Below are 20803 nucleotides of genomic sequence, written 5' to 3'. Positions count from 1 at the left end.
CGACAATGTATGCTGGTTTCTGGAATTCGGTAACTGTCAAGAAACAGATCTTCATTGTATCCATCCTTGCTTTCTAAATCCAACTATGAAACCAACACTGTAGCCTATATGTTCAACGAGATACGCAGTAGGAATCGAAATGATGTAATCCCAGTTCCCTTCCTTTACTGAAAAGTAGATGGAAGTCAGGCATATGAGGCATAAATATGCAGCAATGATAAATCCAAGGACATATAATGCCTCACTAACAACAATTCCAAGAAAACCGAATGACAAGAGCACTGCTAACGAGAAACTCGGTAGATAGTGAATTGACTTTAACGAGGCCGGGTACTTCTTTCCGAGAATAGCCTTGGTAACTCCATAATTGTACATCTGATTATAGAATTCGGCCACATTTTTTCTTTTGTAATAATAAACCTTAGCATCTGGATTTACCAGTAACCGGTAGCCTGCTCTCCGCAACTTGAAATTGAGCGAATAGTCCTCGCCGTATCTCATCTCTTCGTCGTATAAACCGACCTTAAAGAGTGCCTCCTTGCGATACAGCACAAAAGGAACCGTATCAACGACTGTTAATTCTTTTTTGGGGATATAAGACGTTCCCGCCGCACCAAGAGTCGTCGAAAATACTCTATCTATCGCCCTTCCCAAACCGGATTCGTCTGAAGGACTTTTGATAATCGATCCAACACCAGCTACATCCACATCCGAGTGTAGCAGAACGTCAGACAAATTCTTCAGCCAGTTTTTCTCTGCGATACAGTGGCCGTCGATATAGGCAACCAGATCGCTCTGTTCCTCATTTTCGATCGCTAGGTTCCTGCCTGCTGCCTGCCACCCCTTTGGGTTATGATACAGACGAATAAAGTTACTGTATCTCGATCGATACTCGTTTACAATATTTGTTGTCCGATCTACGGACAGTCCATCGACAACAACGATGCAGTAGGAGTCTTTTGGGTAGTTTTGGTTTATTAAAGACAATAAACATCTTTCAATATGTTCCTCTTCGTTTTTTACCGCCACAATCACTGAAATAAAGTGTTCGTTCATTTTACACCCGATTTAGCACTTTAATCGATCGTACGAAAGGCTGTGACTTCGCTGAACCGGGTGTCGCCCAGGACAAGTCTACATCAGGCTCCGCCCGGACAAGGATCTTCTCGACGCCGGTCAGGATCCTGACGGTCTGCCCGGAATGAAGGATGGAGCAGTCGAGATTTCTCGCTTCATACTCTTGGATGTTCGGGGACATCTTGACGATCTCCGGCCGGGTGCCGAGAACAATCGCAATCATTCCGGGACCCTCTCGAGAGGATAGGATGTCCTCTCTTCGGCCATCCCGGCCCCCTCTGCGGGCAGGAAGGTAACTGCGGGGCCGGAAGCGGAGACCGCCTCCCTCCCTCCCCTCTGTCCCTGCAGAATGATCTGCACGAGCGGATACAGGATCATCCCCACCGCGACAAGCAGGAGCCCGAGGATGAGCATGGAGAAGCCGCCGGTGAAGAGGATGTAGTGGAACTCGCTGGTGCGATAGTATTCGGAGAAAGTATGGAGCTCCGCACCGAGGCCAAAGAGGGTGCAGAACAGACCCGGAATGCCGAAGAAAACGAGGGGCCGGCGGAGACTGATGAGCCTGACAATGTTCATGAGCACCCCGATCCCGTGGGAAACCGGGTTCTCGTTCGAAGTTCCCTCGATGTCGTAGCGCACCCGGATAGGCACCTCGGCGACCTTCAGCTGAAGGTCGCTCGCCTGGATCAGGATCTCGGAGCCAGCACTCATCCCCTCGTCGCTGATACAGATGGCCTCGATCGCCTTTCTCCCGTAGGCTCTAAAACCGCTCTGGGAGTCGGTGATCGCAAGGTTGGTTCCCGCTATCGTGGTCACGGTATCGAGGACCTTCATCCCGACCTTGCGGTAGGCTGGGATCTCGGCGGTCGAGCCGTCAATAAACCGGGAACCGATGACGACATCCTTGCCGCGCCGGAGCTCGGCAAGGAGCAGGGGGATATCCCCGGGGTTGTGCTGGCCGTCGGAGTCGATGATGACGAGCTCCTCCGCACCCATCTCCCGGGCGGTGGCAAAGATGGTCTGCAGAGCACCGCCGTAGCCTTTATTGGTCTCGTGCCGGACGATGATCGCCCCGAGCGCCTCGGCAATCCGGACGGTGTCGTCCTTTGAGCCATCGTCGACAACGAGGACGGCGTCGGCGTGCTGCTGCGCACCGACAATGGTCTTTGCGATGTATGCCTCTTCATTGTAGGCGGGCATGGCGACGAGGGTCCGCACGGTGCCGACCTGCTGCCTCGCCCGCTCTTCAGGATTGCAGGTTGCCGGATCCTTGACGAGATGGGTTACTTCTCCCCCGTTACCGCCGTGCCTGGCGTTCTGTCCGGTCGCGCAGGCGTTCATCGCAGCTCCTCCTGGGGTGCGGGCACGGGAACCAGGGTTGAGAACGTTTCCTGCTTCTGGTGTATCCCACAACAGCAGGGCTTATCACTCACGCTGGCGGCCAAGACGCTGCTATTGACTGCATCATGCCCCGGGAGGGTCACGCACTCTGCATAGAACGGTATCCACTCCGATTTCACAGAAACACATCCATACGCTGCTCTTCACCCATCCGCGTCACTGCCCGCCGGAAGGAGGGGGGCGGCCATCCTCCGGACCGGAGCGGCCAAATGGGGGATGAAGTTCGGCACCTGAGCATGGGGCTACTTGAGTTTGTTATAATATATATAATTTTCCACTGATCGATTCAAGAGGTCAATGCGACAATGAACGAGGAAAGCGCAGATATTCGTCAAAAGGGTATGTAACCTCGCGTAAGAAAGGCATTGTCGATTCCCGGGAAGAGGAGGTTTTTTCGAAAGAACCGAAACTCCTTGTATTAAATCATATCGGAGTAATATTTTCCTGTAATTGTTACGTTTTGAATAACATTTAAAAATGCTGCCCCATTCAAGAAAAATTGTTTCGTTTCAGGGAATCGATGAGCAGGCAGAGGAAACCTCACGAAAACAGAGATTCTAATGCCCCGGGATCGCATTTTGGGAGTAATAGATTCTTTCCGGCCGGGCCTGTCAGGGCGCAATGGCGGAGGAGGGGCGGTTCGGTCGACCTTCCCGAAGTGCTGCACCATGGTCGCCTGCCGGGTCCGCAGCCTGCTCGCTGTCCTCGGGATCGGAGCCTCGACACAGATCGAGCACACCAGCGCCGACGAAAAGAGAGGAGGAGTGTTCCGGGTGATCCTCAGGACATCTGGACCTAAAACAACCTTCAGTGCTCCTTCTGCAGCCGCATCCAGTGATACCCCCAGACGACGAGCCCCACCACGACCTGCGCCACGCTCCCCGGGAGATCGGGGTAATACTGCGGCGCCGGGTAGGGCTGGGGCGGCGGGTAGACGAAGACCTCGATTGCGACGGCGATGAGGTTCACCGCTCCGGCTATCGCGACGATGAGCGCGATGAACGAGACGGTGTAGAGGTAGGCTTTCCACGCGGTGAGGCCCTCCTCCGGCACGCTACCTACCTCCTCCTTCCCGCAAGCACCGCGATTCCGGCGCCGAAGAGCCCGGCGGCGGCGAGCGCGGCCTCGAACCCCGGAGAATACGTCGGCATCGGCGCACCGCTGCTCTGGACCCTGAACTGCCCGACCTCTGCGGAGGACGGCTTTCCCGGGGTGGGGACCGGGGTCGGAAACGTGAGAGCGACCGGCGACGTGCTCCTCGCGGGGCTGAACACCGTACCGTCGGCGAAGACCACCTGCGGCGGCGGGGCCAGGGTGATCCGGCCGGTGCTGGTCGCAAAGGCCGCCCCGCCCTCGATGAGCCGGATGCTGATCTCGTAGTCGTAGCCGTTCGGCACCGTGACGCTTACCTGCTTCGTGGCCGAGTTCCCGGGAACCGCCCCGAGCGGCCGGGATTCGCGGACGGCCGTGATCCCGGTCTGGAGGTTCACGACCCGGATCTCCATCGTCAGGTCCCCGGAGGAGGCGCCGCCGCCGTTTTTGATGGCGGTGATAATATCGAGCGTGATCGGGTCGGCGTCGAGGTCCGGGGTCATGACGTCTATCGCGGAGACGGAGAGGAGCGAGTAGGCCAGCCGCTGTCCGGCAGTCGTCCTGTCCGGGAGGAAGACGTTCACCGAACCCGACTCCCGCATGCGCCCGTCCTGCCACACCGTCACCCAGATGTCGTACCGCCTGCCGTTCTCGAGCGCGAGCGTAACCTCCTCTTTTTCGGTCTTCCCCGACGCCAGGGTGCCGATGGAGAGAACCGTCTCCTCGACGACGATATCCGTCCCGGCCTCCTTCACGCTGACCTGCAGGTCGATATCGTCGACGTCGTCATAGACCGCGTCGAGGTACGGGACTGCCGTGACCCGGGTGACGTTTGACGGCGGCTGGCCGTCCGGGATGCTGATGTCCACGCCCCGGATGGTCACGTACCCCGCCTGGGGCTGGGACGACATGCACCCGGCCGCAAGCACCAGGGACAGGAGCACGGTGACCGCTGCTGCACCGAATAACCCTCTCATACCAATCAGGAGAACCATCAGGCCGGCGGGAGAAAAGGTTTTTGCATTGCGGCCCTTCTTATAGGTCCGATTTTTTTCGTAGTTAACCATCGCCTTATCTCCCGTTCCCGCCCATACTCTGGCGTAGACTGCCTGATGGATGAGCGAGCAGGGCTGCATCCTCATTGGGGCGTCACTGCAGAGTATCCCGGTCCCGGGACTCATGCCGCGCGGGGAGCGGTACGCGGGCAATCGCCGTAGATACGGCGGATCACCGGGCTCCTTAGGGAGAATCATGGCTTGGCAATTCCAGAAATCATAATTCCCCCTCGACGTGTAGACGTTTGTCACAGAAAACGTTAATAAGAGGATATCTAAGTCTGCAGTAGAACGCCGCCGGAGCGACCCGGGCGGGGTGTGAAATGATACGGACAGAGAACCTCACGAAAGTATACAACGGAAAAGCGGCCGTCGACGGCCTGGACCTCGAGGTCGGGGAAGGCGAGATATTCGGCTTCCTCGGCCCGAACGGAGCGGGGAAGAGCACGACGATCCTGATGCTCACCGGCATGATCGAGCCCACCGGCGGACGGTGCTTCGTCGACGGGATCGAGGTCGCCAGAGACCCCCTGAACGTGAAGGAGATCATCGGCTACCTCCCTGAAGACGTCGGGTTCTACGGGAACATGACCGGCGAGCAGAACCTGGACTACTTCGCCCGGTTCTACGGGATGGACGTGAAAGAGAGAAGGGAGCGGATAGCCGAACTGCTCGAACTCGTCCACCTCGACGGCGTCACCCAGAAGGCCGGAGAGTACTCCCGCGGGATGAAACAGCGGCTCGGGCTCGCTCAGGCGCTGATCAACGATCCAAAGGTGCTTTTCCTCGACGAACCGACGGCAAACCTCGACCCCGAGGGCGTCCGGGAGTACCGGGAACTCGTCACGCACCTCGCCGGTGAAGGAAAGACGGTCTTTGTCTCCTCTCATATCCTCTCCGAGGTCCGGGAGGTCTGCCGGACCGTCGGGCTGCTCGCAAACGGAAAACTTGTCGCGCAGGGGACGCTCGAGGAGGTCGCCCGGGCGCTCGCACCATCCGACGGCGACGCCGTCCGTATCGTGGTCGAGACCCGGGAACGCCTGCCGCCGATCGAGGACCCGGCGATCATCTCCGTCGAAGGGAACGGGAACCGGGCGGTCGTCCGGGCGAAGACCGATATCCGGGACCGGCTTGCCGCGACCCTCTTCGAGCAGGGGCTGCACGTACGGGAGATGCGGGTCGAAGAGCCGGAGATCGAGGACGTCTTCATGGCGGCCTACCGGAGGTGACACGATGGCACTCGATCGATTACTCAACGTAGCACGAAAGGAGTTCTCCGACCACATCACCAGCAGGCGGTTCATCATCATCCTCGGCCTGCTTCTCGTGATATCGACGATCAGCATCTATGAGGGCATCGAACAGTATAATGAGAGCCTGGAGGCGTATACCGAGCAACTCCAGCATATGGAGGAGTTTCAAGACCCCTATTCAAGCTGGATGCCCTCGAAACCCTCGATCATGTACGTCTTCATAACCATGATGAGTTACATGACGATGCTCGGCGGCATCCTTGCCATCGCTATCGGGTTCGACCTGGTCTCAAAGGAGAAAGAGACCCGCTCGTTAAAGACGCTCCTCTCGCACCCGCTCTACCGCGACGAGATCATCAACGGCAAGGCGCTCGGGGGTGTCGGCGCGCTCGGGTTCGCCATGGCGCTCGCGCTCGCCATCGCCGTCGCCATGCTTCTCCTCTTCTCGGTCGTCCCGACGGCAGACGAGTTCGCCGCCATCCTGATCTTCGGGGCGGTCTCGCTCGGGTTCCTGCTCGCTTACTTCGCCGTTGCGCTCACGATGTCGACGGTCTCAAAAGAGAGCGGGAACGCGTTGATCTACACCCTGGTGATCTTCTTTGCCGTCTCCTCGCTCCTCCCGATGTTCGGAATGATGGCCGCAGACGCTTTCGCGGGCGATCCCCCCGAGCCGCCCGAAATGGGCCCCATGAAAGAGATCGTGCGCACCGCGAGCAGCGGCGGGTATTCTACCACCTCCGTTGCGCAGACCGTGGTGTACGGCGGGACCGAAGACCCGGAGTGGAAGGCATACGAAGAGGATATGAAGACCTACATCGAGAAACGGAGGCTCATCAGCGATATCTCGAACCTCCTCTCGCCGCAGATGAACTACTACACCGTCGCGATAGCGGTGACGCAACCGCAGGTCATGGCGATGATGGACGCACCCGCACCCTACGGCGGTATGGCGCCGGAGGAGAAGCCCGGCCTTGCCGAAGCTCTCGGCCGGGTCTGGATGAACATCGCCGCGCTCATCGTCTTCCCGTCGGCCTTCTTCGCAGCGACCTACGTGAAGTTCATGCGGATGGATATCAGGTGAGAAGATGATCGACAGAAGAATCTCCCTTGTCCTCCTCGTTCTCCTCCTCGCGGCGTCGGCCGTCCCGGGAGCAGCGGCCGCACAGGGCGGGACGATACAGACGGAGATCCGGTGCGGCTTCCCTGGTGAGATGATTGAAGCCGGCGACACCGCCGTATTCGACCTCGCGGTCACGAACCGGGGAGAGACCGGGACGTGCCTCCTCAACTACTGGACGTTCCGCGGCACCGACGGGTGGAAGATCCGGTTCGAGGCTGAAGACCGCGAAGTCTACAGGATGCTGATCCCGGCCGGCGAGACAAAGACCGTCCGCCTGGTTGCCGAGACCTCCGGCCATGCCGCGGTAGGGGAATACCCCATCCGGGTGGGCATCGGCGAGGGCACGATCTGGCTCTATGTCAGGGTCACGAAGACCCACAGCGGCGAGACAGGAACCCTCGAGGCCACCGTGGTCGATAAGGAAGGAAACGTGGTGAAGGGCGCCGATGTCGGCGTCTACAACCGCGATACCCGGGTCGAGGGGATGCTCGCGACCGCCGAGGGCAAGGTGAGCATCGGCGCTCCGATGGGTACCTACACCGTCAGGGTCACCCGGCCCGGCTACCGGCCGTGGGAGAAGGAGAACGTCGAGGTCAGGATCGGTAAGACGACCGATCTCGGCATCGTGCCGCTCGAGAAAGAGAACTTCTTTGCCGAGGTCCGGGTGAAGTCCCCGTCCCGGATGGCGGCGATCGGCTCGAACCCGCAGTACGAGATGACCCTGAAGAACGCCGGCAGAAACGACGACACGTACACCCTCTCCGTCCAGGGCCTTCCCGAGCAGTGGTACGCCCGGTTCAAGGAGAGCCGGGATGCCGCCGAGGAGGTCTCGGAGATCTACGTCCCATCCGGTGAGGAGAAGACCCTGTACCTCGATCTCATTCCGCCCTACTCGGTGGACGTCGGCGAGTACAACTTCACGGCGGTGATCGGATCGGCTGCCCGGGAGTACGAGGAGAACCTGACGCTCCGGCTCCGGGGGTCCTACGACATGCGGACCTACGCGAAGAGTTACCGCCATGATATCAACCGCGGGGACACCCTCACGTTCGATGTAACGGTTACGAACGCCGGCACCGGGGGAGCGCTGACGAACATCGGGATCAACATGAGCGCGCCGCAAGGGTGGCGGGTGACCGTCGATCCGGCATCGGTCGCGAGCCTTGAAGCCGGTGAACGGGCAACGGTGCAGGTGACGGTGGTCCCGCCGGCCGATATCGTGGCCGGCGAATACAAGGTCGTCGCCCTGGTGAAGAGCGACCAGGATGAAGAGGAGGACGAGTACCGGATCGTGGTGAAGGAGCAGTCCTACGTCGCGGTGCTCGGTCTCCTGGTGATGGCCGGGGTCGCCGCAGGGCTCTGGTATATGTTCAGGAAGTACGGGCGACGGTAAGACCGAACCCCGTCACTCTTTTTAGAGGTCGATCAGGAACACGCCGGCGAGCCCCGGCGGCTGGTAAAGTTCCAGGAATGCAGTTCCCTTCATCCGTACCGGGCGTACCGCTCCGGCACCGCAATCTCGAACCGCGCCCCCTTCCCGGGCTCGCCGGTCTCCCGGATGGCGATCCCGGTGATCGAGAGGATCTCTTTTACCAGGAAGAGTCCGAGCCCCGTGTGGCTCCCGAAACCCCGCTCGAATATCCGCTCCTTATTCTCGGCGGGGACACCGACGCCGTTGTCCTCCCAGACGATCCGGACACCGCCGTCCGGAACGGCCGTGACCCGGATCTCGGTCACGGTCCTGCCGTGCCGTATGGCGTTCTCCAGGAGGTTATAGAAGACCGAAGAGAGGAGCGGATCGGCGTAGACAGAAAGTCCGTCGAGATCGGCAGCAAACTTGATCCCGGCCGGCCGGAGCGCTCTTGCCGCCCCCGTGACCAGTGGCCCGACGGGGAACCACCCGGGGGCCCGGATGCCGAGGTCCTGGTAATCCCGCGTGAACTCGATCTGCGACTGTATTATCTCGACGGCGGCCTGCTGCTTATCGAGGGCGGCGGCGACGGTCGGGTCGAGCGGCCGGTCCCGGAGAAGGGCGATATGCCCGAGCACCACCGTGACCTGGTTTAAGATGTCGTGCCGCACGATGCTGTTCATCAGGGTGAGGTTCTTGTTTGCCTGGATGAGTGCCGCCTCGGTCTGTTTCCAGGCGTCGATGTCGTGGACCGCGTAATCGATCGCGACCGGGCGCCCGTCATCCCCGTAAACGGGGATAGTGCAGACCTCAACCCAGATGTAGCGCCCGTCTTTCCGGCGCACCCGGAAGATGTATAGCCGGCCGGCACACGCATCCCGCTCCTGCATCAGGGCAAGGAACGTCTTCCGGTCTTCAGGGTGAATCGACCGCCTGATGATCTGCGGGTCGCTCAGAACCTCTTCCCGGGAGTACCCGGTCAGAGTCTCCAGTGAAGGGCTGATGTACTTGATCGCCGGCGGGGCCGTAGTCGCACGAATGTAGCAGTCGTGCGACTGTTCCACGAGGGTTCTGAACCGCTCTTCGCTCTCCCCGAGCCGTTCATGCGCGCGAATCCGGGAGAAGAGGTCGGCGAAGAGGTTGCCGACGACCTCGAGCAGCGTGATGTCCTCGTCCGACCAGGTCCGCGTCTGCCGTGCGGTCTCAAACCCGAGAGCCCCGAGGACCTCGTCGGCGGTCGTGATCGGGACCAGGATCAGTGACCGGACCCCGTACTCCTGGAGGAACTCGCGCTCCGCCGCTGCCTCTTCCGGGAGTTCGTCCACATCGGGGATACAGATCGTCTTCCGGGCCTCGATCTCCGCCATCCCCCAGGCAACCACGTTGGTCGGCAGAGCCTGCAGTACATCAATCTGTGGCTCGATCCCCTCAGCACACCACTCGTGGGTGTCCTGCACACGGGTGAGGTCGGCGGAGAGGCGGTAGATGTAACTCCGGTCGATATTCAGGAACGAACCGAGCACCCGGAGCGTCCCCTCCAGGGCTTCCTCGAGGTCGGCAGGGTCCAGGGCGATGAACCGCGCGGAGATCGAACTCACCACCTGCTCGAGGTCGACCCGGTGCCGGATCTGCGCTTCCATCCGTTTCGATTCGGTGATGTCCCGGAGCGACTCGATCGAGCCGGAGAGCCTTCCCTGCGCATCGTAGAGCGGCGATGCCTTCCCCCAGAGGCAGATCTCCTCTCCGGTGTGGGGCGAAGTGATACAGACCTCCCGGGCGATGTTCCCGGCATCCCCCCGGGAGAGGACGGTCTCCGCGAGCAGCGGGGTGCATAACCCGGGTAGCACCTCGCGGATGGCTCCCGGCCTCGACCCGACGATCCGGTCTTTCGGGATCCCGGTCACCTGCTCGATTGCCCGGTTCCAGATGGCCACTCTTCCGGAACGGTCGAGCACAAACGTCGGATCGGGAAGAAAATCGATGATGCCCTGGAGGTTTGCCTGGTAATCCTCCATCTCGCGGCACTGCGCCGCGAGCGACTCCTGGCTCGCCTTCGCCTCCTCGAACGCCGCGGTTATCTGCTCGTGCGCCGCGCTCAGCTCCTCCTCGAACAGTTTCCGGTCGGATACATCGATCATCGACGCAACGGAGCGATCCGTATCCGGGATGGTCCCGATCGTCATGTGCAGGTCTTTTTGCCTGCCGTGCCGGTCGACCAGCCGGAACTCGTAGTTCCTCGGTGCCGAGCCGGGGTCTATCCGCCGTTGCCGGTGATAGTCCTTGAGACGCTCAACGTCCCCTGCGGCGACGAATACCGTCCAGGGCATCTTCCCCTCAACCTCCTCCCGGGAGTAGCCGGTAAGGTGTTCGAACTCGCTGTTTGCGAGGGCAATCGTCATATCGCCCTCGATGATGATGGTGGCAGAGCCGGTGTGTTCGAAGATACTCCGGTACAGATCTCCGGTCCGCTGCCCCTCCACCTCGGCCTGCCTCCGCCTGGCCGCCTGGAGGATCGTGTTCCGGAGCTCGGCAAACTGCGCGGAAGGGTTGCCGCCTTTCTGGAGGTAGAAGTCCGCTCCGCTGTTGATCGCCTGGATGACGATCTCTTCGCGGCCGCGCCCGGAAAAGATGATGACCGGCGTCCCCATGCCCCTTCGCCGGACCTCTTTTAAGAACGCGATACCATCCATCTCCGGCATCTCGTAGTCGGCAACGATGGCGTCGTACGAGGCTCTCGAAAGCATATCGAGCCCCTGCAACGGCGATGACGTCGTCTCGACCTGAAGATCTCCGGATTGCTCCAGGTAGATCCGGCTCAGTTCGAGAAGGGTCGGCTCGTCGTCGACTACGAGAATACGGAACATGCGCCCAACCTGTTATACAAAGATAGGCGATATAAACCTTAAGTATTTGCGATTCGTCATTGGTATCCTTGTTCCTTAAAAATAAGTGAAATTTTTCTATATTTCGGCAGATAAAGCTTACCATGGAGGTCGCCGTATTCTCCGCCGGCACCGATCTGAGAAACCATTATCACGCCCGGTGCTATCATCCGCCGGTAGGATGACAGCTGTATGTGTTGATACGAACCTCTTTCTCGAACTCTACGAGTCTTACGAAGATCCGGGAGAGATCTTTGCAGATATCGGGGCGCTCCGGGAGCATCTCGTCTTCCCCGATATCATCCTCGATGAGTTCCTCCGCAACCGGTCCCGGATCCTCGACCGGATTGCCGACGAGGTGCGGAGGCGGGAGACCGACGAGGTCCGCCTGCCGTCCATCATCCGGGAGAACCCGAACGTTGCCGCGCTTCAGCGCGCCGGGGAGGAGTACAACCGGGCGGTCGGTGCACTCTACGACGATATCGAGAGCATGATCGCAGAGCCCGCCGCCGACCCGGTCGCCCGGGCCTTCGCCGATCTGTCCGGCAACTCCGCCGTGCGGGTCCTGTACCGGACCGACGAACTCGTCACGCGGGCTCATCGCCGAAAACTTCTCGGCAATCCCCCGAAGAGCACGGGCACGGATACCATCGGCGACGAGCTCATCTGGGAGACGCTGCTTTCGAACCTTGAGGAGGACCTGATCTTTGTCACCCGGGACCGGACGTACCGCTACCACATCGCCTATCTCGCCCGGGAGTACCGGGAGAGGACCGGCGGCACTCTCGCGATCACCGACCGCATATCCGATGCCCTGGCAGTCGTCGGAAGACCGTCCTCGCAGGCGCTGGCCCGGTTCGAAGGCAGGGAGTAGTCACGCCGGGCCGTCACTCGATGTATGAGAGGACCTTGCGCTTCACCGGACCCTTGCTCGCGATGGTACTGTAGGCCCACCGTGCAACCCTGCCGAAGAGATCCTGCCGGCTCAGTTCCAGAAACAGGGTGAGTGAGGGGTTGAACTTGGACTTGAAGAGGTTTAAGTTCTCGTTGTTCGCCCCGACATTCTCCATCTTCCGGTACCCCTCCTCCTTCGCCCGCCGGAGGAGGAGCCACTGCAGGAACTCATTGCCGGGCATTGCAGTCATCTTCGGCGCCCCCATCCACAGGGTGAAGGTCTTGTACTCCTGAGTGGCCTGCACGCCCGTAACGGTGCCGAGAGCGTCGTAGAGGTAGTAAAGCCCGAGTTCGTCGGGATACGCACGAAAGAGGTCCTCGAAATAGGCCCGACTGATCATCGGTATGTTCATCTCCGGGTCGCTGAACCGCTCCGCGACCGTGGAGTAGAAGACCGATAGATCGTTGCTCTTCTCGAAGCGGTAGCCGTTCTTCTCGACCTTTCGCAGTTTGGTGCGGAGGCTGGATGAGAAGCCGTTCCAGATCTCCGGGAGCGGCGGCTCGAGATCGATGACGTACGAGAAGTGGATCCGGGCATCGTAGCCCTCCCGGAGGAACTGCCGGACATCGATAAACCCCGGGACCTGGGTTATGGCGAGGTAGTTCGGGGCCAGGGCCGCGAGTTCATCCTCGAGGTGTTCCCCGACGACCTTGAGCATCGACTCCTTCCTGTTCTGTTTGGCGGTATCGTAGCGACGGCCCATGACGAACCCGAGATACGGTATCACCGACTGGAGGGGAGGCGGGGAGAGGAGGACGTTGACACCGTGCATCTGCTTCTGGAAGAGTGGGAAGATGCAGATCAACTCGTTGCCCTTGAAGATCCCGTAAGGGAGGAACCGAAAGCCGGTATGCTTCTCTGTAATCTTCATGAAGTCCCATTTATGGAAAAGGCGGCCGGAGGCGCTCTCGTCCACGAACGTATCCCATCTCTCTTTATCGTCGATAAGTCCTGTTGGTATGCTCTCACTCCCTGTTCAGGCACCGGTGCCGGTCCCGGCGGAGTATCCATGGTCTGAAATATATACATTCCGCTGAATTGAGCCGGTCACCGGCTCCCCGACCCGGCTGCCGACAGCGGCAACTCCATGGAATCACAATGTTAAAATCGCCCGGGACACCACATAAACTGCGTATTCATCTGCGGACACGAAAGCTGCCTCTGCACCGGAGAGGAGGACTGACGGAGAATGCTCACGGATCGGGAACTGGAACGCTATCGGCGGCAGGTCGCACTCTTTGGAGAGGAGGCGCAGGAACGGCTCGCGAGCGCCCGGGTCGTCATCGTCGGGGCCGGCGGGCTCGGGTGCCCGGTCGCTCTCTACCTTGCCGCTGCCGGTATCGGTGAGGTCCGGCTGGTCGACGGCGACGTCGTGGACCGGACCAACCTGAACCGGCAGGTGCTCCATGGAGACGATGACGTCGGGCGGGCAAAGGTCGAGTCGGCGGCCGGGAAACTCCGGGCGCAGAACCCGGATATCACGGTCGTCGCGACCCGTGCAACCCTCGACGAAGCGAACGCCGCCGCACTCGCGGCCGGGGCCGACCTCATCGTCGACGCAACCGATAATTTCCCCGTACGCTACATCCTCAACCGGGTAGCGCTCGGCGCCCGCGTGCCGCTCGTCCACGGGGCGGTCAGGGGATTCGACGGGCAGGCGACGACGATCATCCCCGGGAAGACGGCCTGCCTGGAATGCATATTTCCGGTAGCCCCTCCCCGGGAGGACGTCATTCCTGTGGTCGGCACCACGCCCGGGATCATCGGGCTTGTCCAGGCGAACGAGACGATCAAGTACATCACCGGCACCGGCGACCTTCTGACGAACCGGCTCCTCGTCTGGGACGGATGGGCCGCCACGATGGCGACTCTGCCGGTCGACCGGCAGGAAGACTGCAGCGCGTGCGGGATCGATCGGTGCTCGAGGAGATGAGAAGAGAGATGCAGGTTCGGGTCAGGGCATTTGCCCGGTTGCGGGAGGCCATCGGGGGTGACCTCACGCTGGAGGTCCCCGAGGGAGCGACGATGAGCCGGCTGCTTGTGGCGGTCGGGGGGACCTCGGAGCAGGCGGGGGAGGCGCTCTTTGAGGAGAGCGGAGAACTCCGGGGGTACGTAATACTGATGCACAACGGCAGGCGCGTGCGGCGAGCGGAGGCCGGGACGCTCACCCTCGCCGACGGGGACGAGGTCGCACTCTTCCCGCCGGTGGCGGGCGGGTGACGGAGGAGGTCAGGATGATCAGCGTAACAAGAGACGATTTTGACGTGAATGCCGTGATCGATCGGGTGAGGAGGGCCGATATGGGCGCCCTGGTCACCTTCCTCGGCGTCGTCAGGGACGACAGGATCGAGGTTATGGAACTTGAAGCCTACGAGGAGGTCGCGAAGAAGGAGCTCGCGTCGATACGGGATGAGGCGTTTGCAGAGTTCCCGATCGGGGCGGTCGAGATCATCCACCGGATCGGACGGCTCCGGGTCGGGGAGAACATCCTCCTCATCGTCGTCGGCGCCAGCCACCGGAAAGAGGCTTTCGACGCCTGCGAGTTCATTCTCGAGCGGATCAAGGAGAGCGTCCCGATCTGGAAGAAGGAGATCGGGGAGGACGGCGAGCGCTGGGTTCCGGGCGAGTCCCACGGGGGCGACGCATGATCCGGCTGCGGTCGTGCCGGAAGGCTTACTCGAAGGAGACCCAGCGTACGGTCCCGCCCGAAGAGACGCTTCTTCTGGCCCGGGCGAGGCTTCCGGCGGCAGGGATCACCCGGGTCGCCGATATCACGAACCTCGACCGGATCGGGATCCCGGTCTTCTCGAGTATCCGGCCGACCGCTGAAGCGGGAGCGATATCGGTCTACAACGGGAAAGGCGCCACCCCCGTCGAGGCGGAGGTCTCGGCGATGATGGAGGGGATCGAGCGCTACTCGGGAGAGATGGACGGCAGGGAGACCGTGATCGGGAGGTACAGCGAGGTCTCGGCCGAGAAGGCCGCGCTCGACCCGGCGGACCTGATCCTCCCGACCATGGTCCCGGCCGATATAGCGGTCCCCTGGGTCGGGGGATACGACATCGTGCAGGAGGAGGAGGTGCTCGTCCCGGTCCACGCGGTCTTCCACCCCCTCCCCCTGACCTGCGGCCGCCTTTTCAGGACCAACACCAACGGGCTTGCTTCAGGGAACACCATCGAGGAGGCGACCTTCCATGCCCTGATGGAGGTGGTCGAGCGCGATGCCTGGTCGCTCGTGGAGGTGACCCGGAACACCGGCCCCCGGATCGAGGGGGTCGCCGACGGGCTTGCGGCCGATCTGCTCGCGAAGTTCGCGGCCGCCGGCGTTGAGGTCACCCTCAAGGATATCACGAGCGATATCGGGATACCCACGGTGGCCGCGGTGGCCGACGACGTGGTGCTCAGGGACCCCGCGCTCCTCACGATCGGGATGGGGTCGCACACGAGTGCCGGGATCGCGGTCCTCCGGGCGCTCACGGAGGTCGCGCAGAGCAGACTGACCCAGATCCACGGCGCCCGGGAGGATACCGATACGGCGGACGTCAGGAAGAAGATCGGTTACGACCGGACGAAACGGCTGAACAGGCACTGGTTCGCTGATTCCGAAACGGTCGAGTTCGCGGCCATGCCGTCGTTTGACAGCGACGACTTCCTCACCGACATCAACCACGTCACCGACCGCCTCAACACAGCCGGGCTCTCCCGGGCCATCGTGGTCGACCTCACCCGGCCGGAGATCGGCATCCCGGTCGTCCGGGTGATCGTGCCGGGGCTGGAGATGTACGCGATGGACCAGGACCGGATGGGGAGGAGGTGCCGTGACGCACGAAGTCGTCGTCTTCCTCGGTCCCAGCTGTGACCACGCGACCGCCCGGAAGATCCTCGACGCCGATTACCGTCCTCCGGCAAAACGGGGCGACATAACCCGGGCAGCAGACGCCGGGGCCCGGATCATCGGGCTGATCGACGGCGTCTTCTTCCAGGACTGCGCCGTCGCCCACCGGGAGATCCTCGCCGCGCTCCGGGCCGGGGTGCGGGTTGTCGGCGCCTCCAGCATGGGAGCGCTCCGTGCCGCGGAGCTCGACAGCCTCGGGATGGAGGGCGTCGGGGAGATCTACCGGGCCTACCGGGAGGGAAGGCTCGTCGCCGACGACGAGGTGGCGCTCCTCTTCGACCCCGAGACGTTCATCCCGCTCTCGGAACCGCTCGTGAACATCCGGGCGACCATTCAGCGGGCACTTGAGTGCAACGTGATCGGCGCCGACGCCGCCCGGGCACTTCTCGACGCCGCCCGGGCGCTCTATTTTCCCGAACGGACCTACGATGCGGTCGTCGAGGCGGCGGAAGGGAAGGCGGAACCGGAAGACCTTGCCCGCTTCCTGGCGTTTGCCGGGGAGCATGCCGTCGACCGGAAACGCGGCGACGCACTGCTCGCGCTCGAACGCATCAGGGACCTGGCCCGGGGCCTGCCGTGAGGGTTGAACCGGGCGGTTCAATGCTTTCACCGCGGCCGCCGTAGCAATATATCACAGGCCGGGCCGAGTCATGTATGCCGGTGCGGAATCATTCCCACCGCAGGGGGCTACACGACAATCCTGCCCGGAACGTCTCTCCCTCTCATGGCCGTCGCACCTCCGGCATCTGCGGCGGACCCCGGGAGGGCGCTTCGGCCGGACCACACAGGCATGTACTCAGGCGATTGCCCCGAACACTCCGGGTTTGGGCAGCACCCGAACGGCGGTGCCCACGCAGGGGTATCGTCGCGAAAGGCCTGACCCGTGACCGGATGCACTCCCGGACGGATCCTGCAAAACCTGCCCGGCCCGGCGATGCCGGCGGGGAGAAGAGCGTAACGCGGGGAAGGCCGGCGCCCTCCCAACGTTTGAGCGGTTCTCCTACAACCCACCTTATCCTGATCCGCCAGACCAACCCCGGGCCGGCACATCCCCGGGGAGTCCTCCCCGAAGTCCGTTGAACCAAACCTTCTTCCTTCGTTTGTTCGTGGCGAATCCTACGTATAGGTCTTCGATCTCTTCTGTTCGTGACTGTCGTGCAGCAGGGGCGCAAGGTGCTATCGAAGTTCGGTTTTAGGTGGCGGTGCCGCAGGTTGGCTGTTGCCCCGGGCGAGGCAGCACACGGGCAGCGTATGAGACGTCGTACCGCAACACTCATATGTGTAAAAAACATTAAACACATGTTGACGTTATCTTTCAGCACCCTTCCCGAACTGGCGCGGCTGCTCTCCCTGCTCGGGAACGAGCAGCGGCTTGCTGTACTCGGGGCGATCGCGGCCGAAGAGAAGTATGCCCGCGAGATTGCCGAAGAGCTCGGGATATCGCGGCCGCTGGCTGCCATTTATCTCCGGCAGCTGGAGAAACTCGGTCTCGCGGAGGGGAACAGCCGGGCGTCGGACGAGCCGCCGTACCTCCGGAGGTGCTACCGGGCGGTGCCGTTTGAGGTGGTGCTGAATCTGGATGTCATTACATCGCTACAGAGGTCAAAGGATGAAACAGGATAGGTGGAAGCTCTACCTGAAGGTGCTCTGGGGCGCCGTTATTGCATTGCTCGTGATCAGCAGCCTCATCGCCGGCTTGCTCGGCGGTTCGAACTCCTTGAATGCCGTGCTCGCCGGGTCCTTCATTGTTATCATTAATCTTGGTGTTCTGACGCTGCTCTTCATCATCGTCTTAAGGCTCAAGGAGTGGATCGAAGACCAGATCGCGAGTGCGGCGGGACAGAAGAGCGGTGCGGCCGGCGGGGAACTCCAGATGCTGCGGCAGTCGATGGAGCGGATCGAGGCGAAGGTGGACAGGATCGAGAAGGTTCTCGACGGGATCTCCGAGTGACGCTAAAAAGTGATCGGGTGTATGAAGGACATGCAGTAGCGCGCTGCAGGGTGGATGGACGAGGCGCAGGCAGGTTCCATCGTCGCCTGGCCACGTATTGGTAAGAACTCACCGCATAATAATGTTTATCCTTTATAACAAAAAATTGCATTCGTAGCAATTGCCCCTTCTTTCCCGCTACCGGGAACGCTCCAGCGAGAGCATCCCGGCAAGCCACGCGACACGGTCGCGGCGGGCCGCTTCGTCGAGGTAATGGCCCGCGTCGTACCACTTCATTGACTTAGGATCATTCGCCCGCTCGAAGAACTCCCGGGCCTGCTCCTCCGTGAAGAACTCGTCGCGAAGAGCGGCCTGGAAGAAGAGCGGGGTGGGTGCGGCACGGCCGACCCAGACGGCAGGGTCGAGTTCCGCGAGCGTCCGGCGGTAATGCTCGAATTTCTCGCCCTGCAGGTCGGGCAGGTTCACGGCGGCGACGTCGACGAACCTTCCGGTGCCCGTCATCAGGACGGCGGCCGCAAGGCGCCGATCGACGCCGGCGAGCACCGCCCCGAAAAGCGCCCCGACACTGTGGCCCACGAACCCGATCCGGTCCGGTTCGACGCCCGGCTGCGCTACGAGGAGATCTATCCCGCGGCGAAGGTCGATCACCGTCCGGTTATGCTCCCGCACGGCCTCCCCGGGATCCGTGACTGCCTGGCCCCAGGCTGCTGCCGTATCGGCGGCCCAGGGAGCGTCGACGAGCAGGGAGGCCGCACCCATCCCGGCAAGGGCCACGGCCTCGGCGAGGAACGTGGCGCGGGAACCCAGTCCCGGGTGGAGGAAGAGAATGGCAGCGGAGCGTTTCGACCGGTCAACTTCTGCCGGGGCCACCAGGTAGGCCCGAACCCCCCGATCCGGGGCAGTCTGGTAGGTCAGGTCGGTGACCGAGACGTCGGTGCCGGCAATCTCGATCGCGGGCGGTCTCTCTGCATCGTAATCAAAGAGCGGGCGCAAATTATCGGCGGTTCGTTCCATAAGACTCCTTCTGCTTTCCTCTCGACCTGCCGGCAGATAAACCCGGCGCCTGCGGGGAGAAAGTGATTCCGGCATTCTTTACCCTGCTCCGAATGGAAGGTTTTTCTACCGGGGCACCCCTTCCTTCAAGAGGTGATTCTATGGCGATTGACTGGTACGAAGAGTTTGTTGATTTAAACCATACTCCCGGCCCGGACGAACTCGTAGCCCTCTACTACTTCGAGCCTGCGGAGGGGATCAGCAGGGAGGAGGCTGTCGGGAGAGTCGCGTCCGAGAGTTCGACCGGAACCTGGACGACACTCTTTACCCTGCCGCCCCGGATGCGCGACCTCCAGGCGAAGGCGTTCGAGATCGAGGGGAACTACGTAAAGATCGCATACCCGCTCGCCCTCTGGGAGGAGGGGAACGCGGCCCAGCTCCTGAGCGGGATCGCCGGGAACGTCTTCGGGATGAAGGCGCTCGACCGCCTCCGGCTGATCGACGCTTCGCTCCCGGCGGAGTATCTCCGCCACTTCAAGGGGCCGCACTTCGGCATGGAAGGGATCCGGGATATGATGAAGATCCGGGGGCGGCCGCTTACGGGCGCGGTCCCGAAGCCGAAGGTGGGGTTCACCGCACAGGAACACGCCGAGGCCGGCTACGAGACCTGGATGGGCGGGTTCGACTTCGTCAAAGACGACGAGAACCTGACGTCCCAGTCGTTCAACCGGTTCGACGACCGCGTCCGGGCGATGACGAAGATGCGCGATAAGGCCGAGCAGGAGACCGGCGACGTGAAGTCTGCGTTCATCAATATCACGGCCGATACGGAGACGATGGAGAAGCGGGCGAAGATGCTCGCGGACTACGGCTGGAACTACGCCATGATCGACGTCGTGGTGGCCGGGACGGCCGCCGTCGCGACCCTCCGGGACTACTGCTCCGACCTCGGGCTCGCGATCCACGCCCACCGGGCGATGCACGCGGCCTTCGACCGGGACGAGAGGCACGGGATCACGATGCAGTTCCTGGCAAAGATGATGCGGCTCATCGGTGTTGCGCAGATCCACACCGGGACCGCCGTGGGCAAACTGGTCGGCACCCGGGCGGAGGCCATGCTGCTTGCGGACATGCTCCGGGAGAAGCATACGAACGCCGTCGACCACATGGCCCTCGACCAGGACTGGGGCAATATCAGGAGCGCCTTCCCCGTCTCGTCGGGCGGGCTCCACCCCGGGCTCGTCCCGGACGTGCTCGATATCTACGGCACCGAACTCGTCCTCCTCGTGAGCGGCGGCATCCACGGCCACCCGAAGGGCACGCGAGCGGGCGCGGAGGCCACCATGCAGGCGATCGAGGCCTGGAAGGAGGGCGAAACCCTTGAGGAGAAGGCGAAGAAGGCCCCTGAACTGAAGGGAGCGCTCGAGAAGTGGGGACATTATAAGCCGAAGTGAGGGGTTTTGACAAGAAGTCCCCGCTATTTCCATGGGACCCATCCCGTGCCTTATCAGACGGGGAGGGGGTCTCCCCCTCCCCGACCCCTCCCCCCGTGGCGATATCCACCACGGTCCACTGCCCGGGGACAACTCGGGAGAAGAACCGGATTCGGTTATCCTGCAACCCATTCCAGCCACTGTTTTTGCCTGTGTAACCTGGAGCAGTACTGTATTGAGGTTCGTTGCTCTGAAGTTCAGGTTGTAACTTGCACCCTCCACCAG

At 61.7% G+C, this 20803-nt stretch carries 20 protein-coding genes; 12 read left to right on the top strand and 8 right to left on the bottom strand.

The features are described from left to right. Positions 1 to 51: 51 nt before the first annotated feature. The 5 genes from DIC75_RS05725 to DIC75_RS05705 all read right to left on the bottom strand — a co-directional run bounded on the left by DIC75_RS05725 (position 52) and on the right by DIC75_RS05705 (position 4547). Positions 52 to 1056: a glycosyltransferase family 2 protein gene (locus DIC75_RS05725; protein WP_250987074.1), complete on the bottom strand. Its 1005-nt coding sequence runs from the start codon at positions 1054 to 1056 to the stop codon at positions 52 to 54. Position 1057: 1 nt separating this feature from the next. Next, entirely contained in the window at positions 1058 to 1300 is a 243-nt protein-coding gene (locus DIC75_RS05720; RefSeq protein WP_250987073.1) for a hypothetical protein, read from the bottom strand. Beyond that, positions 1297 to 2418, bottom strand: a complete 1122-nt coding sequence (locus DIC75_RS05715) for a glycosyltransferase family 2 protein (protein WP_250987072.1) — start codon at positions 2416 to 2418, stop codon at positions 1297 to 1299. Before DIC75_RS05715 ends, DIC75_RS05720 begins: the two co-directional genes overlap by 4 nt. 867 nt (positions 2419 to 3285) lie before the next feature. Further along, the gene (locus tag DIC75_RS05710; protein ID WP_250987071.1) at positions 3286 to 3531 is read right to left on the bottom strand and encodes a DUF5671 domain-containing protein; all 246 of its coding nucleotides are present in this window, start codon (positions 3529 to 3531) and stop codon (positions 3286 to 3288) included. Between the two features lie 5 nt (positions 3532 to 3536). Further along, positions 3537 to 4547, bottom strand: coding sequence for a DUF7490 domain-containing protein (locus DIC75_RS05705; protein ID WP_250987070.1), 1011 nt, complete (start codon positions 4545 to 4547; stop codon positions 3537 to 3539). Positions 4548 to 4948: 401 nt separating this feature from the next. Here DIC75_RS05705 and DIC75_RS05700 point away from each other — a divergent pair, with 401 nt between their 5' ends. From DIC75_RS05700 to DIC75_RS05690, 3 genes are read left to right on the top strand one after another with little or no spacing between them, the layout of a single operon-like run. After that, the gene (locus DIC75_RS05700) at positions 4949 to 5854 is read left to right on the top strand and encodes an ABC transporter ATP-binding protein (RefSeq protein WP_250987069.1); all 906 of its coding nucleotides are present in this window, start codon (positions 4949 to 4951) and stop codon (positions 5852 to 5854) included. Positions 5855 to 5858: 4 nt separating this feature from the next. Beyond that, positions 5859 to 6959, top strand: coding sequence for an ABC transporter permease (locus tag DIC75_RS05695; RefSeq protein ID WP_250987068.1), 1101 nt, complete (start codon positions 5859 to 5861; stop codon positions 6957 to 6959). 4 nt (positions 6960 to 6963) lie between these two features. Further along, complete coding sequence (locus DIC75_RS05690; RefSeq protein WP_250987067.1) at positions 6964 to 8391, top strand: COG1470 family protein; 1428 nt, start codon at positions 6964 to 6966, stop codon at positions 8389 to 8391. Between the two features lie 89 nt (positions 8392 to 8480). On the opposite strand, the gene DIC75_RS05685 is transcribed toward DIC75_RS05690, so the two are convergent. Continuing rightward, positions 8481 to 11273, bottom strand: a complete 2793-nt coding sequence (locus tag DIC75_RS05685; RefSeq protein ID WP_250987066.1) for a PAS domain S-box protein — start codon at positions 11271 to 11273, stop codon at positions 8481 to 8483. A 199-nt stretch (positions 11274 to 11472) separates the two neighbouring features. Here DIC75_RS05685 and DIC75_RS05680 point away from each other — a divergent pair, with 199 nt between their 5' ends. Continuing rightward, on the top strand, positions 11473 to 12165 hold the full coding sequence (locus DIC75_RS05680) for a PIN domain-containing protein (RefSeq protein WP_250987065.1): 693 nt from the start codon (positions 11473 to 11475) through the stop codon (positions 12163 to 12165). 13 nt (positions 12166 to 12178) lie between these two features. On the opposite strand, the gene DIC75_RS05675 is transcribed toward DIC75_RS05680, so the two are convergent. Continuing rightward, entirely contained in the window at positions 12179 to 13117 is a 939-nt protein-coding gene (locus tag DIC75_RS05675) for a GNAT family N-acetyltransferase (protein ID WP_284738408.1), read from the bottom strand. A 318-nt stretch (positions 13118 to 13435) separates the two neighbouring features. Between DIC75_RS05675 and DIC75_RS05670 the strand changes: the two genes are divergently transcribed. The 7 genes from DIC75_RS05670 (at position 13436) to DIC75_RS05640 (ending at position 18092) form a co-directional block, all read left to right on the top strand. Then, a complete protein-coding gene (locus DIC75_RS05670) occupies positions 13436 to 14179 on the top strand; it encodes a HesA/MoeB/ThiF family protein (RefSeq protein ID WP_250987064.1) in 744 nt (247 codons plus the stop codon). Beyond that, entirely contained in the window at positions 14176 to 14466 is a 291-nt protein-coding gene (locus DIC75_RS05665; RefSeq protein WP_250987063.1) for a ubiquitin-like small modifier protein 1, read from the top strand. The genes DIC75_RS05670 and DIC75_RS05665 overlap by 4 nt, the downstream gene beginning before the upstream one ends. Positions 14467 to 14480: 14 nt before the next feature. Then, complete coding sequence (locus tag DIC75_RS05660) at positions 14481 to 14894, top strand: molybdenum cofactor biosynthesis protein MoaE (RefSeq protein WP_250987062.1); 414 nt, start codon at positions 14481 to 14483, stop codon at positions 14892 to 14894. After that, entirely contained in the window at positions 14891 to 16105 is a 1215-nt protein-coding gene (locus DIC75_RS05655; protein WP_250987061.1) for a YcaO-related McrA-glycine thioamidation protein, read from the top strand. The genes DIC75_RS05660 and DIC75_RS05655 overlap by 4 nt, the downstream gene beginning before the upstream one ends. Then, positions 16065 to 16721, top strand: coding sequence for a TfuA-related McrA-glycine thioamidation protein (locus DIC75_RS05650; RefSeq protein WP_250987060.1), 657 nt, complete (start codon positions 16065 to 16067; stop codon positions 16719 to 16721). Before DIC75_RS05655 ends, DIC75_RS05650 begins: the two co-directional genes overlap by 41 nt. A 719-nt stretch (positions 16722 to 17440) precedes the next feature. Further along, complete coding sequence (locus DIC75_RS05645; protein WP_250987059.1) at positions 17441 to 17764, top strand: ArsR/SmtB family transcription factor; 324 nt, start codon at positions 17441 to 17443, stop codon at positions 17762 to 17764. After that, positions 17751 to 18092, top strand: a complete 342-nt coding sequence (locus DIC75_RS05640; RefSeq protein WP_250987058.1) for a hypothetical protein — start codon at positions 17751 to 17753, stop codon at positions 18090 to 18092. The genes DIC75_RS05645 and DIC75_RS05640 overlap by 14 nt, the downstream gene beginning before the upstream one ends. Positions 18093 to 18269: 177 nt before the next feature. Here the strand turns inward: DIC75_RS05640 and DIC75_RS05635 are convergent, their stop codons facing one another. After that, entirely contained in the window at positions 18270 to 19106 is an 837-nt protein-coding gene (locus DIC75_RS05635) for an alpha/beta hydrolase (protein ID WP_250987057.1), read from the bottom strand. A 140-nt stretch (positions 19107 to 19246) separates the two neighbouring features. On the opposite strand from DIC75_RS05635, the gene rbcL reads away from it, so the two are divergent. After that, positions 19247 to 20539 (top strand): type III ribulose-bisphosphate carboxylase, encoded by a 1293-nt coding sequence (rbcL, locus tag DIC75_RS05630; protein ID WP_250987056.1) that lies wholly within the window; start codon positions 19247 to 19249, stop codon positions 20537 to 20539. The last annotated feature ends 264 nt before the right edge of the window (positions 20540 to 20803 follow it).

This window comes from Methanoculleus oceani, assembly GCF_023702065.1.
Lineage (GTDB): Archaea > Halobacteriota > Methanomicrobia > Methanomicrobiales > Methanoculleaceae > Methanoculleus > Methanoculleus oceani.
Note: the sequence above shows the minus strand (reverse complement) of the source record. Positions and strands in the feature narration are given on the sequence as shown.